Source organism: Pandoraea sp. PE-S2R-1, assembly GCF_002179865.1.
GTDB lineage: Bacteria > Pseudomonadota > Gammaproteobacteria > Burkholderiales > Burkholderiaceae > Pandoraea.
In genome coordinates this window covers 551,903-565,522 of record NZ_NGUR01000009.1, presented here as the reverse complement: position 1 = coordinate 565,522, position 13,620 = coordinate 551,903, and the positions used below count along the sequence as shown (strand labels likewise).

Genomic DNA, 13,620 nt, shown 5'->3' with positions numbered 1-13,620 from the left:
GCGGCCTTCAGCGCAGTGGTTCGATATGGGACAATGCCGACCTTCGCCGCACTTCGCGTTCCACTTTCCTTCGCCAACCGACCGATTCCGCATGACTGTACCTGCCGACCCGACGACATTCCCCGCTGCTTTGCCTGCCTCCGGCGCGCAGCTTGCCGACGCAGTCGACGTTGCCGTGATCGGCGCAGGTCCGGCGGGTCTGATGGCGGCGGAGGTGTTGTCGGCGGCTGGCTTTCGCGTCGACGTGTATGACGCCATGCCCTCGGTAGGCCGCAAGTTTCTGATGGCGGGCAAAGGTGGCATGAACCTCACGCATGGCGAGCCCGCCGAGCCGTTTGTGGCTCGTTATGGCGCTCGCGCCGACGCGGTCGGCAGTTGGTTGCGACGCTTCGGCGCCGACGATGTGCGCACGTGGGCACACCGCTTGGGCATCGATACGTTTGTCGGCACGTCTGGCCGCGTGTTTCCGGTGGATATGAAGGCCGCGCCGTTGTTGCGCGCGTGGCTGGCACGGTTGCGGGCCGCAGGCGTGCGGTTGCACGTACGGCATCGCTGGCTGGGGTGGCAGACCGACAACGGAGTCGACAACACGCTCGACGCTGCTGCGACAGGCTTGCAACATCTGCGTTTCGCCACGCCCGATGGCGAGCGTCATGTCAGCGCCAACGCCGTTGTGCTGGCACTCGGCGGGGCGAGTTGGCCGCAACTGGGTTCCGATGCCGCTTGGGTGCCGTGGCTGCGCGATCGCCACGTCGACGTGGCCCCGTTACTGCCGGCCAATACCGGTTTCGAAGCGGACTGGACGCCGCACATGCGCAGCAAATTCGCAGGGGAACCGGTCAAGTCGGTGACGATGACGCTGCCGGATGGCACCACTCGCCAAGGGGAGTTTGTGATCTCGGAACACGGCGTGGAAGGCAGTCTGGTCTACGCGTTGTCCGCTCCGATTCGCGATGCCATCCTCACGAACGACGGCACTGACGGGACGCATGGCACGCAGGTCTTTCTCGACCTGCTGCCCGACTGGACGGCACAACGCGTTGCCGACGAAGTGGCGCACCCGCGCGGCTCGCGCTCGATGGCGAGTCATCTGCAAAGCCGGCTGGGCATTGCGGGGGTGAAAGCGGGATTGTTGCGCGAGTGCCTGCCGCGCGAGACGTTCAACGATCCGGCGGCGCTCGCCGCCGGTATCAAACGATTACCCCTGACGCTGCTGCGCCCGCGGCCGATTGCGGAAGTGATCAGCAGCGCAGGCGGTGTCCGCCTCGAAGGGCTGGACGATCACCTGATGGTGCGTGCGTTACCTGGGGTGTTCTGCGCGGGGGAAATGCTCGACTGGGAAGCCCCCACGGGGGGCTATCTCCTCACGGCTTGCTTTGCCAGCGCCTGCGTGGCGGGCGACGGGGCTGCCGCCTATTTAAAGTCTCCCAAGTCGCTGAAGACATCCCCAACGCCCTGATCGTCACGCCCACGCGTTGATGGCATGCCCGATCTCGCAGGAGCGGGCAGCATCACACTCACACTCAGGCCGGACGCACGCCCAGACGCCACAGTGACGTCACTTCGACGCGGCGCGCGGCGTGCAGCGGATCGTTGGCGTCGGCCGTCTTCGGGTGCTTCGGGCGAATATCGTGACGGGCCAGCACGACCAGACCGGCGCCGTGAATCCACGACAGCAAGGTCTCGCGGGTGCGCAGTCCCAGATGTTCCGCCAGATCGGACAACACCAGCCAGCCCTCACCGCCGGGGCTCAGATGGGCGGCGAGCCCGTTCAGGAAGCCCTTGAGCATCTGGCTGTCCGGGTCGTAGACCGCATGCTCGATCGGTGCATTGGCCTTGGCGGGCAGCCACGGCGGGTTGCAGACGACCAACGGCGCGCGGCCTTCCGGGAACAGATCCACGTCGGCGATTTTCACCGAACGCTCCACCCCCAGACGCGCAATATTTTCGCGCGCGCAACCCAGTGCACGCGGATCGCGATCGGTGCCGATCACTTGCTGCACGCCACGGCGTGCCAGCAACGCGGCGATCACGCCGGTACCGGTGCCGATGTCGAACGCGAGCGTCGTGTTCGGCAGCGGTGCCTGTTCGATCAACTGAAGGTATTCACCACGCACCGGCGAGAACACGCCGTACCACGGGTGAATCGTGTTGCCCAGCGCAGGGATGGCCACGCCTTTCTTGCGCCACTCATGGGCACCGATCAGGCCGAGCACCTCGCGCAGCGACGCCACGGACGGTTGTTCGTCGGGCGCGCCCCAGGCTTCGGCACACGCTTCGCGCACATCGGGCGCGCGGCGCAACGGAATGCCGTAGTCGGCGTCGAGGGGAATCAGCACCATGCCGAGAATGCGGGCGCGCTGAGCCTGTGCCATGCGGTGCTTGTGGAACGCGTCGGCCGGGCTGGCAACGACGGGTGCGGCGTCCTTGGCAGACGGCTTGCGGCGTGGGCGATGTGCCGGGCGGTCGACACGGCGCGCCATGGCTTGCATCAACTGACGCGCGTTCTGGTAATCGCCGCGATACAGCAGGGCCGTACCGCCGCAGGCCAAGTGGTAGGCATCGTCGGCATTGACGGTGTCGTCGACGACTTCGACGCGGCGCGGCGGCATCACGCCGGCTTCGGAGCGCCAGCGGGCGGTGACGGGGCGACCGTCTTCGGTCCAGGCGAGCGTCGGGGTAGTGTTCATGCGTAGTCTTCTGAAAAGCGTGGCGGCGCGTGGCGGGGGTGCGGCGGGGGTGTCACAGGGCGCTGTGGAACATCGCACGAGCGCCTTCTGAGGCCACGCAGGTACGCGCCGGAAGTGCGCATTATGCCTGCGTTGGCGATTCGCCGGTCAAAGCGACGCGCCAGCATGCCCCGCTTATGACGCAGTTTTCCCGTCGGCAGGCGGGGTGAACAGCAGCCCGATCGCCTCGCGCAGCGCCTCATCGAGTATTCGGTCGATACCCGGCACCGGGGCGGCCGGCAGGTCTGGCGCGGGCCCACCGTGGCGAAGTACCGCCGCCATATGGGTGAGCACGGCCGCCGCCGGATGGACCGCCGCGTCGTGATCGTCGCCATGCGGGACGGTATCGGTGATCGCATTGGCCACCCGTTCCAGCGAGACGAGCGCCGGCCACCAACGCGCGGCACGACGGCTCACCAGCGGCGGCTCGGATAACGCACGTTGCAGTGCGACGCGGGCATCGTCGAGCGCCTTGTAAGTGGCGCGCCTGGCGGCAAACGCGGCGTCGGCATCTTGCGTATCGGCCAGCGCGGCATAGCGGCCCAGCGCGTCGAGTGCAATGGCAACCCGTTCGTCGAGCTGGCGTCGCTCCCACTTCGCCCACGGCAGATAGCCCACGAGCAGCACGATGCCGCACGCGGCCACGGCGTCGATGAAGCGCGCGAGCGCAATGTCCTGACTCCCCGGCTGCAAGGCACCCATCACCAGCATGAGAATGGGCAACAGCAGTGCGCTGAACAATCCGTAGTTGCGACGCAATGCCCAGGGCAGACATGCCGCGAGGGGAATCAATGCGGCGAAGCTCACCAGACCGTTGCGGTCAATCGCGACGACCGCCGCCGACAGCGCGACCCCGACGATGCTGCCCACGCCGCTCTGCAACGCACGCGCAAACACCGAGCCGTAGTTGGGCTTGAAGATCACCACGACGATCAGCGGCACCCAATAAGAGCGTGGCAACTCGGCCACGGCAATGAAGATCTGCGCGACGAGCACGCACAACCCGATGCGCACGAGATAGCGCCACACGTCGGGCCACGGCCACTTCGGCATCCAGCGCGGATGTGCGGGCGCCCGCGCCTGATGGCGCGCAAGTGCCACGAGCGGCGGCTCGGCGGCGTGGACGGCGCCGGTCAGCAAGGGTTCGGCGCGATGCAGTGCAGCCGCCAGCGTAGGCGCATGATTGTCAGTCGCGGCATCGGCTGCGGCATTCACGTTGACCGGCCGGTCGCCGGCAATGCTGCGCGCCATCGCATAGAGGGCACGGCCGAGCGGCGCCGGCAACGGCTGACCGCCCTGCGCCAGCCCGATCACCGCTGCCGTGATGGGTTCTGCTGCCAGTATCTGCGCGGCACGCCGCTCCAGCACATCCCAACCGCTGGTGGTGCTCGCACTGGCCGTCAGCAAGGTGTCGTAGGCCGCCGCAATCGCATTCTCGAGTGAGCGCCGGGCGAGTCGTACGCGCGGCGTGCCACTCGCATCAAGCACGTTGGCCAGTTGCTGATAGATGGCGGCCACGGCGTCGCGCTCGGCGGCGCCCGGGTGCCGTAACCAGTGAACCGCCATCAGCATCACGCTGAAGATGCCCCCCGCCGCCAGCAATAACGGTGCGCGCCACTCGGGCGGCGGTAGCGCGAGTCCCCAGCCGACGATCAGATAGACCGCCCCCTGAAGGGTGGCGGCGGACGCCACATTACCGAACGTGCCGATAAAGCTCAGCAGCAGAATGGCCACTTGCAGCAAGACATGTGCAAGCCAATGGCTTTGCAAGCCGACGTTGTGGATGAGCATGCCCGCATAGAACCCGGCAACGCCCGTCGCCACGGTCAGCAGAATCGAACGGGCGCGGGCGCGGTATGGACCGGTGCGGTCGCCGGTGATGGCGGGCAGGGCACCTAGTGCAAACAGCGAGGCATTGGCGCCCTGTCCGATCGCAACCCCCACGACCGTCGGAATGGCCACGGACAGCGCCGCATGCAGGGCGTCCCAGCGGGAAAAAGCAACGGGCTCGAGCCGCGCAAGCCGTGAAATCCACGCGACGCGGCGACCGGGTTCGGGTGTCGTCGGCATGAGTGGGCGCGTCGGCAGGCGGTGACGCGCTCAGGCCACGCCGGGCGGCGTGTCGTCGTCCATGAGCGGCATGAGCTTGCCTTGCCCGCGTATCCACGCGTGGTCGGCACGCTCGGCCATCTCTTTATCGCCGCGGCTGTCGCCGTAGGCGAAGAGGACGCGTGGCGGTGCATTGTCCCACCAGGCTTCCAGACGGCGCACTTTCTCCGGCCCCCAGCAATTCGGCTTGGCGAATTCACCGGCAAACCGGCCATTGGCATCGAACGCCAGCTCGGTACTCAATACGGCGTCAAAGCCGACGGATGCGGCCCACGGGCGCAGATAAAGGCTGGGTGACGCACTCACCAGCACAACGCGATGCCCCATCGCACGATGCTGGCGCACGCGGGCAAGCATTTCGGGGCGCACCAGCGCGGGCAAGCCGTCGGCGACGAAGCGTTTGGCTTCCGCGTCGAGTTGCGTCTGGGGGCGGGCACCGAGCGCGGCGCGCAGAAAATGCGCCTTGGCCGTGCCGCGATCGATCAGATGGAGTGCCGCGCCGATGAGCCATGGCGAAGCGAGCAGGGCGCCGAGCACGAAGCGGGGTGTGCCTACCGTGCGGCGTACGAAGACGCGCAGGCTGTCGGTCGTGGAAATCGTGCCGTCGAAGTCGAACGCGGCAACGATGGAGGCGTCTCGCATGTCAGATCAGCCCGCGCTGAGCGGTGAAACTGACGAGGGCGAGGACGGCGGCGGGGAAGACGGGGGCAGTGCGTGTGCCGGGTGTGCGGACGAAGGGGCCGCGCGCGAATCGGCGAAGGCCACCAGATGCGGCCAGCGGGCGCGGGCTTGCTGAGCGCCCACAACGGCCTGTTCGTCGCGATAGGCGGGCAGCACGTCGAACCCGATCGTCTCGCGCAACCGATCGATGTCGGACGGATTGCGACGCTCGATCAGCGCATCGGCCGCTTCGGACATTGCAGTGGAGGGCGAAGTATCGATCTGGCTCATGCCGGGCATTCTATACGGTGCATTGCGAGAACCGCAATTGCCATGGTGACCGGCCGTCCGCGATGACCAGTGCCTGTGCCTGCGACACGACACCCGTGGAGTGACGCCAGCTTGTAACCGGCACCGAGGCAGGCTAGCATGACGCAACGTGCCATTTCCAGAAAGACGGGCTGCGCTGTCCCGCCGAGACCCTGGCAATCCGTGGTAGGTGGATTGTTCGAAAACGACGTGGTGAGACGTCGGGTCGACCGGGCGAGGTTCGTTGTGAATTGGCGATCACAGAACAAGAAACAGATGAGGCATCTAACATGCAACTTCGTCGGTCTTGGTCGCTTCGTTGGAAAGTCTCAACCATCGGTTTGCTCGTCTTGGCAACCATGGATCCCGGTGGTATCACGCTTGCGGGAGCTGCACCCACCGTAACACCGGCAACGCGGGGTAAAAACGCCCCAACGCCAACTAGTACTGCATCGCCGCCAGCCCCGGCTTCAGGGGCAACGGCCGCCGATACCTCCGTTGCATCGGTCGTGCTCGCGCCACCGGCGCCGGGAACGAGCGAGCGCACTGTGACGTTCGCTCAGCTCGGGCAGCGTACCGGCTTGCGCTTGCGCGGCACCGAAGGCTCGGGCGACGTGAACTTCGGCATTCGACTCGATCAGACGGTCGCGTCCGCATTGCTTCGACTTCGCTATACCTACTCGCCCGCACTGATTCCCGATCTCTCGCAACTCAAGGTATATCTCAACGAAGAGTTGATCGCGACGCTGCCTTTCAATAAGCAGGACGGCGGCAAGAATCTGGTGCGCGAGATCCCGCTCGACCCGCGTCTGCTCTCCGGCTTCAATCGTGTGCGGCTCGTACTCATCGGTCACTACACGATGGAGTGCGAAGATCCGATGCACTCCAGCCTGTGGACCGATATCAGTCCGCAAAGCGAGGTCGTCACCAGCACGCAGCCGTTGACGTTGCGCAACGACCTCTCGACGCTGCCCACGCCGTTCTTCGATCGCCACGACAATCGCGATCTCTCGATCCCGTTCATGTTCGGCGCACCGCCGTCGCTCGCCGTCGTACATGCCGCCGGCGTGGTGGCCTCATGGGCGGGCGCATTGGGCGACTATCGCCGTACGCGCTTCCCGGTCGACATCAACGAGTTGCCGGCCAAGCACGCGATCGTCTTTGCAACCAACGACACGCGCCCGGCCGCGCTGAATCTGCCGACGGTCGATGCGCCGACGTTGCGCATGATGTCGAACCCGAACAATCCGTCGCTCAAGCTGCTGGTCATACAGGGGCGTGACGCCAAGGATCTGGAGACGGCCGCGCTGGCGCTGGTCTCCGGCCGCGCGGCGCTCTCCGGCGAATCGGCGCGCATCACGGCGCTCGAACCGCTGCCGCCGCGTCCGGCTTACGACGCACCGCGCTGGGTGCGCACGGACCGTCCGGTCAAGCTTGGCGAACTGGTCGACAACCCAGCCGATCTGCAAGGCAACGGCTATATGCCGTGGCCGATCCGCGTTCAGCTCAATCTCCCGGCCGACTTGCTGACGTGGCAGAACACGGGCGTGCCGCTCGATCTCAAGTATCGCTACACGCCGCCGGTGAAGCCCGATGACTCGTCGATGAGCGTGGCCATCAACGACCAGTTCGTGCGTGCCTACCGCCTGCGCTCCGCGGGTGCAAGTAACGACAAGAGCCACATGCTGGTCGAGTTGCTCTCCGACGGCACCATGGCCGATCGCAAGGACGTGCGTATCCCCGCGTTCCAGGTGGCCTCGCGCAACTCGCTGTCGTTCCAGTTCGCGATGGAGCCGCACAAGGAAGGCATTTGCGCGCAGACGATCACCAACGCCGCGCGCTCGGCCATCGATGCCGATTCGACCATCGACTTCAGCGGGCTGCCGCATTACGCCGAGATGCCGAATCTGAGCTTCTTCGTCGGCAGCGGTTTCCCGTTCACCAAATACGCCGATCTGGCGCAGACGGCCATCATCACGTCGAAGACGCCGGATGCATCTGAGCTTGAAACCGTGTTCACGACGCTCGGCCAGTTCGGCCGCTCGACGGGTGTCTATGCCGACCGCTTCGAAGTGCTCGATACCACGCAGACCGATCGTTTCAAGGACCGTGATCTGCTGATCGTGGGCGGCAAGGACGCGGGCGATTTGCTGGCGAAATGGGGCAAGGGCTTCCCGCTGCTCATCGATCAGTCGCGCCGTCTGATGACGAGTCAGGGGCAGGGCTATCGCGGTGACGGCGCCACCGGCTCGGCGCTGGCGGCCAGCCGCGTCGGCCCGGCACGCATGGATGCGCAATCCGACGGACCGCTCGCGGCGCTGGTCGGTTTCGAATCGCCGGTGAGCGCGTCGCGTTCGGTGGTGGCGATCAATGCGACCAGCAACAAGGCGCTGCTCGGCGTGGTCGATATGGTGGACGACGACGTGCAGCGCGCGGCGATTCATGGTGACCTCGCGGTGGTGAATGGCTCGCGCGTCGAGTCGTTCCGGCTGGGGCAGACGTATTTTGTCGGCGACGTGAGCTGGTGGACACGTATTCGCTACCACCTCTCGAGCCATCCGATTCTCGTGGGTATTGCGGCGCTGCTGGCGGCGTTTGCGATCGCACTCAAATGCTTCGGGTGGTTGCAACGCCGCGCCGCACGCCGGCTGGAGAAGTAAATGAAACGCGCTGAAGCCCACGGCCGGCGCCGTCGCGCCGTGCTGCGCGCGCTCGCGGCCGGCGGTGTGGCGCAGGTGCTGCCACTGGTCGCGGCGTTGCCCGGCGTGGCGAGTGCTGCACCGGCCAAGACTGGCAAGGCGGGCAGCACAATGCCCGCGTCCGCCCCCGCCGCGTCGCGCGCTTGCCCGCCGGTCGACTGGCCCGCATGGACGCGCTTCAAAGCCGGCTTCCTCTCCGACGATGGCCGCGTGGTCGATCACAGCATGGCCGATCAGCGCACCGTCTCCGAAGGGCAGGCGTACGCGTTGATGTTCGCGCTCATCGCCAACGACCGTGCCACGTTCGACAAGGTCGTCGACTGGACCATCAACAACCTCGCGCAGGGCGACCTCACGGCGCACTTGCCTGCATGGCTCTGGGGCAAGAAGGACGACGGCCAATGGGGCGTGCTCGACAGCAACCCCGCCAGCGACGCCGACATGTGGATTGCCTACGCGCTCGGTGAAGCGGGACGCCTGTGGAACGTTCGCCGGTACACCGCGCTCGGTGCCTTGGTCGCACGGCGCATTGCGGCGGAGGAAACCGACTTCGTGCCCGGTCTCGGCCGCACGCTGTTGCCCGCGCCGGTCGGCTTCCATCCCGAAAAGGACTTGTGGCGGCTCAACCCGAGCTACGTGCCGATGCAGGTCGTTCGGCGTCTTGCGGGGATGTTCCCCGACAGCGGCTGGCCGCAGTTGATTCCCTCGTCGCTCAAGCAGATCACGCTGACGGCACCGCCGCTGGGCTTCGCGCCCGAATGGGCGATGTACCGGACAGGACACGGTTTCCAGATCGATCCGGAAACGCAGGGCGAGGGCAGCTACAACGCCATCCGCGTGTATCTGTGGGCAGGCATGCTCGCGCCGGGCAGCGAAGATTTTCGCGCGTTGCAGAACACGTTCGGCGGCATGTTGAAGTACGTCGCCACGCATGGGGCGCCGCCCGAGCGTGTGAACACGCGAGACGGCACGGCGAAGCAGGATGGCCCCAGCGGCTTCTCGGCGGCGCTCGTGCCGTTGCTTCAGGCGGTGGGCGACACGGCCGGTGCACAAGCGCAGATCGCGCGGGTGCAATCGCTCGACGCGCAATCGCCGGCGGGCTACTACGGCTCGGTGCTGACCCTGTTCGGTCTTGGCTGGCAGGCCGGGCATTTCCGTTTTGCTGCCGACGGCACGCTGCAATTGCCATGGGAGGGCGCTTGCGCGACACGCTGATTCGCTCCGCCTGTCTGGCTTGTCTGCTGATGGCAGCAGACGCTGGCGTGCGCGCTGCGCCGGCCCCGAACAATCCCGGCAAGACGCCGCCGGTAGCGGCCAATCGAGACGTCCGTAATCTGCTATCCAGTGCGACGCTCTGGCATGCCCGTCATCGCAACGATCTGGCGCGCGCAGCGCTCGAAAAGGCGTTGCTCGTGCAGCCCGATCAACCGGACGCGCTCTCGTTGCTCGGTCAGATCGATATCGAAGAGAACCACGCGGTGGAGGCGAACAAGGCGTTGCAACGCTTGCGTGCGCGCTACCCGAACGCGCCCGCCACCAAGGCGCTCGCCGACGTCATTCGCATCAACACAACTGATAAGTCGCGCATTGCCCGTGCCCGGTTGCTGCAACGCAGCGGTCAGGCCGACGCGGCGTTTGCCGAGTACAAGGCGCTCTTCCCCGATGGTCCGCCGACGGGCGATCTGGGCGTGGAGTACTACCGTGCGCAGGCCAACGCCACCAATGGCTGGCCGGCCGCCCAGCAGGGGCTGGCGAATCTCGCGAAAGCATCGCCCGACGACACCCGCGCATCGCAGTCGCTGGCCGAGTTGCTGATCGACCGCCCGGCGAGCCGGTTGGCCGGCACGCGCATGGTGGCCGAATTGGCCGCGCGCCCCGATGCCGATCTGAATGCGTTGCTGCCGCTCTGGCAGAAGGGGTTGTCCAAAGCGGACGGCAACCTTGCATGGCTGCCGCTCTATCAGCGCTATCTCGCGCTGGCACCGAACGACGCCGATATCCGCGCCGCCTACGACAAGCTCGGGGCGCAACAGACTGCTCGCCAGCGCATGCTCAACGACCCGTCGTACAAGGCGCGTCAGGCGGGCATCGCGGCGCTCGATCAAGGCCGCCTTGGCGACGCACAGAAGTCACTCGATGCGGCGCGCGCCAAGCGTCCCAATGATGGCGAACTGCTCGGCTCGCTCGGCCTCGTGAAGATGCGGCAGGGCGATCACAAGGCCGCGCAGGACTTGTTTTCACAGGCGATGCGCAAAGACCCCGATAACGCGGGCAAATGGCGCAGTCTGCTGAAGACCTCGCAGTTCTGGGGCGCGATGTCCGACGCGCGCGATGCACGCGATGCCGGGCGGCTCGACGACGCCGACCGGCTGGTGCGCAGCGCGCTGGCCGCGGACCCGGCCAACCCGGACGGGCTGGCTCTGCTAGGCGACATCGCACTCGACGCGAAACGCGACGACGATGCCGAGCGGCTGTTTCAGCAGGCCCTGAAGATCGAGCCTGATAACGACACGGCGCTGCGGGGCATGATTACGCTGTACTCGCGGCAGCAACGCCGTACGGAACTCGCGACACTGCTGGGTGATCTGCGGCGACGGTTTCCGCAAGACGCTGCACGTTTCGACAAAGCCGAATCGGCCGCGCTGTCCGACGACGCCGAGCGACTTATCGCCGAAGGGCACAACGGCCCGGCGCTGGCGGCCTTGGAGCGCGCCGTGGCTCTCGACCCAACCAACGCGTGGACGCGCTATTCGCTCGCCAGCCTGTATCGCAAGCTGCGCCTGCCCCAAATCGGTCGCGAAGTTATGGCTGAGGGGCTGCGCCAGACACTGTCTGCCGACGACAACGCGCAGATGCACTACGCGACGGCGATCTATCTGAATGTGATCGACGACGAGGCGGGCGCCCGCGCGGCGCTGGCGCAGATTCCTGCCGCCGATGCGTCGCCGTCGATTCGCCGCCTTCAGACGACCCTCGCGATTCGCGACGCCGCCCGGCTCGCGCGCGAAGCGCATGCTGCCGGCAACGACGACGAGAGCGAGCGCCAATATCGCGAAGCCCTGTCGATGGCCGGCGACGATCCCGAGTTGATTGGCGAAGTGGCGCGCGCGCGGGTGGCTGCCGGACAGCCCGAGCAGGGGCTGGCGCTCATGCGCGAGTGGCTGGCGGCACACGCCGACAAGCCGCAACCCGATGCACAGCTGCGCTATGCCGAATTGCTCAACACCGCCGAGCGCGACACCGAGCTCGGCACGTTTCTCGCAGGCATCGACCCGGCAACACTGGGTTCCGATCAACGCGAAGAGTGGCAAGACTTGCAGGACCGTCTGGCCCTGCGTACGGCGGACCGTGCGCGCGCACTCGGCGACTTCGACACCGCGCAGAAGGCACTCGAACCGTTGCTCGCCCGTAACCCGCCCGACAAGCGCGCCTTGTCGACGCTGGGCGATATCTATTTCGACGAACGGCGCTTCGACGAGGCACGCAAGATCGCCGAAGAACAGATCCGGCAAGACCCGACCAATCAGGACGCCCGGCTGTCGCTGGTGCGCGTGCTTTACGAAATGCAGGACGACGACGCGGCGAACCGCGAACTCGACCGCGCATTGGCCGAGGCACCGCCCGACGATGTCTGGACGCAACTCGCCGCCGTGCGCCGTTTGACGGCGATGGAACGCTACGACGAGGCCATCGCCCTGAACGACAAACTGCGCACGCAATTCCCGGACAACCCGTCCGTGACAGTGCAACGCGGGCGCATCGCGCAGTCGCAACGCCATTACAACGAGGCGAAGGGCTGGTACGACGAGGCCCGCAAGGAAGAGATCGTGCAAGGGGCGCTGCCGGGCTACGACGGCATGACGTCGGCAGAGTCGGGCATGGATTCGCTGGAATCGCGGCGCAACAGCTACGTCGCGGCCGGGTACGAAATCGACACGAAGAAGGGCGACGGCGGCATCTCGATGTTCAATGCCCGCGCCGTGCCGCTGTACGGTCAGTACGCTGTGGGTTACGACGGCCACGTGTTCGCCCAGACCGACTACGTCAGCGCCGACTCTGGCGACTTGCCGCTCAATGGCACATCCGAGATCGGCACGCTGCCGCTGCTGGGGAATACGCCATTCCGCAACGCGAACCCGGGGCTGCTGACCGATTACGGCAGCAAGCGGCAAAAGGCGCACGGACAAGCGCTGATGCTGGGCTATGAGAACGACTGGATTCGTGCCGACATCGGGCACACGCCGATCGGCTTTCCGGTGTCTTATGTGACCGGTGGCGTGCGGTTGTTCGGCAATCTCGGCCGCTACAACTACTGGGTCGATGTGTCGCGCCGTCCGGTCACGGGCAGCATGGTGTCGTATGCGGGCTCGTATCTGCCGTTGCCGGAGATTTTCGGCGACGGTAAATGGGGCGGCGTGCGGCGCGACGCCATTACCTTCCACGCCTCGCGTGACTTTGCGAAGTGGGGCGTGTTCGGCGAAGCGAGCGTCGCGCGGCTCACCGGCGAGAACGTGCTGAACAACTCCGAGGTATCGGCGCGCGCAGGGGTTGATCTGCCGCTGATCTACAAGCGCGACATGCGCATGAACACCGGCCTCACGCTGTTCTTCGACAGCTACGCGCAGAACGAACGCTTCTACACGTACGGCATGGGCGGTTACTACAGCCCGCAGACCTACGTCTCGCTCACGTTGCCGCTCGAATGGTATGGCCGCACGCAACGCTGGTCGTACTACCTGCGCGGCTCGGTTTCGTTCTCGCAGAGTCAGGAAAAGTCGATGCCGTACTTCCCGACCGACGGTGCCATTCAGGCCGCCAGCGGCAATCTGACTTACGGCTCGGGCGGCGGCTTCGGCGTGGGCTTCTCGATACTGGGGCGCGCAGAATACTGGATCAACCGCCATTGGGTCATCGGTGGACAGGTGCAGTTCGAGCGCTCGGATTACTACGCGCCAAATCGCTTCCTCCTCTATATGCGCTATCACTTCGATGCGCGTCGCGGCGATGTGCCGATGCCGCCGTCGCCGGTGCGCCCGATCTGGAGCTATTGAGCCATGGTCAACTTCTCTAGCGACATCGCTCTGCCCGCACTGGTATCCAACCCGGCGGCCCGC

At 66.2% G+C, this 13,620-nt stretch carries 8 protein-coding genes; 4 read left to right on the top strand and 4 right to left on the bottom strand.

The genetic code is table 11. The features are described 5' to 3' along the window. Positions 1–91 precede the first annotated feature (91 nt). Positions 92–1,459: a TIGR03862 family flavoprotein gene (locus tag CDV44_RS09570; protein ID WP_087687804.1), complete on the top strand. Its 1,368-nt coding sequence runs from the start codon at positions 92–94 to the stop codon at positions 1,457–1,459. 64 nt (positions 1,460–1,523) lie between these two features. Here CDV44_RS09570 and CDV44_RS09565 read toward each other — a convergent pair whose 3' ends face one another. The 4 genes from CDV44_RS09565 to CDV44_RS09550 all read right to left on the bottom strand — a co-directional run bounded on the left by CDV44_RS09565 (position 1,524) and on the right by CDV44_RS09550 (position 5,789). Beyond that, a complete protein-coding gene (locus CDV44_RS09565; protein ID WP_087687803.1) occupies positions 1,524–2,690 on the bottom strand; it encodes a class I SAM-dependent methyltransferase in 1,167 nt (388 codons plus the stop codon). A gap of 174 nt (positions 2,691–2,864) precedes the next feature. Then, on the bottom strand, positions 2,865–4,799 hold the full coding sequence (locus CDV44_RS09560) for an FUSC family protein (RefSeq protein WP_087687802.1): 1,935 nt from the start codon (positions 4,797–4,799) through the stop codon (positions 2,865–2,867). 30 nt (positions 4,800–4,829) lie between these two features. After that, positions 4,830–5,480: an HAD-IB family hydrolase gene (locus CDV44_RS09555; protein ID WP_087687801.1), complete on the bottom strand. Its 651-nt coding sequence runs from the start codon at positions 5,478–5,480 to the stop codon at positions 4,830–4,832. 6 nt (positions 5,481–5,486) lie between these two features. Next, positions 5,487–5,789: a hypothetical protein gene (locus tag CDV44_RS09550; RefSeq protein ID WP_140413472.1), complete on the bottom strand. Its 303-nt coding sequence runs from the start codon at positions 5,787–5,789 to the stop codon at positions 5,487–5,489. A 566-nt stretch (positions 5,790–6,355) separates the two neighbouring features. Here CDV44_RS09550 and bcsB point away from each other — a divergent pair. The 3 genes from bcsB to CDV44_RS09535 are packed head-to-tail and all read left to right on the top strand — an operon-like array spanning position 6,356 to position 13,557. Further along, a complete protein-coding gene (gene bcsB / locus CDV44_RS09545; protein ID WP_170935923.1) occupies positions 6,356–8,467 on the top strand; it encodes a cellulose biosynthesis cyclic di-GMP-binding regulatory protein BcsB in 2,112 nt (703 codons plus the stop codon). Then, positions 8,468–9,721 carry a cellulose synthase complex periplasmic endoglucanase BcsZ gene (gene bcsZ / locus CDV44_RS09540; protein WP_170935922.1) on the top strand — a complete coding sequence of 418 codons (1,254 nt, stop codon included), beginning with the start codon at positions 8,468–8,470 and terminating at the stop codon, positions 9,719–9,721. Continuing rightward, on the top strand, positions 9,706–13,557 hold the full coding sequence (locus CDV44_RS09535; protein ID WP_170935921.1) for a cellulose synthase subunit BcsC-related outer membrane protein: 3,852 nt from the start codon (positions 9,706–9,708) through the stop codon (positions 13,555–13,557). The genes bcsZ and CDV44_RS09535 overlap by 16 nt, the downstream gene beginning before the upstream one ends. Positions 13,558–13,620: the final 63 nt, after the last annotated feature.

What these genes read in the sequence shown, in the direction of transcription:
- CDV44_RS09555 (WP_087687801.1), bottom strand. Translation starts at nt 5,480, where the DNA reads ATGCGAGACGCCTCCATCGTTGCCGCGTTCGACTTCGACGGCACGATT.
- CDV44_RS09565 (WP_087687803.1), bottom strand. Translation starts at nt 2,690, where the DNA reads ATGAACACTACCCCGACGCTCGCCTGGACCGAAGACGGTCGCCCCGTC.
- CDV44_RS09560 (WP_087687802.1), bottom strand. Translation starts at nt 4,799, where the DNA reads ATGCCGACGACACCCGAACCCGGTCGCCGCGTCGCGTGGATTTCACGG.
- CDV44_RS09570 (WP_087687804.1), top strand. Translation starts at nt 92, where the DNA reads ATGACTGTACCTGCCGACCCGACGACATTCCCCGCTGCTTTGCCTGCC.
- CDV44_RS09550 (WP_140413472.1), bottom strand. Translation starts at nt 5,789, where the DNA reads ATGAGCCAGATCGATACTTCGCCCTCCACTGCAATGTCCGAAGCGGCC.
- bcsZ (WP_170935922.1), top strand. Translation starts at nt 8,468, where the DNA reads ATGAAACGCGCTGAAGCCCACGGCCGGCGCCGTCGCGCCGTGCTGCGC.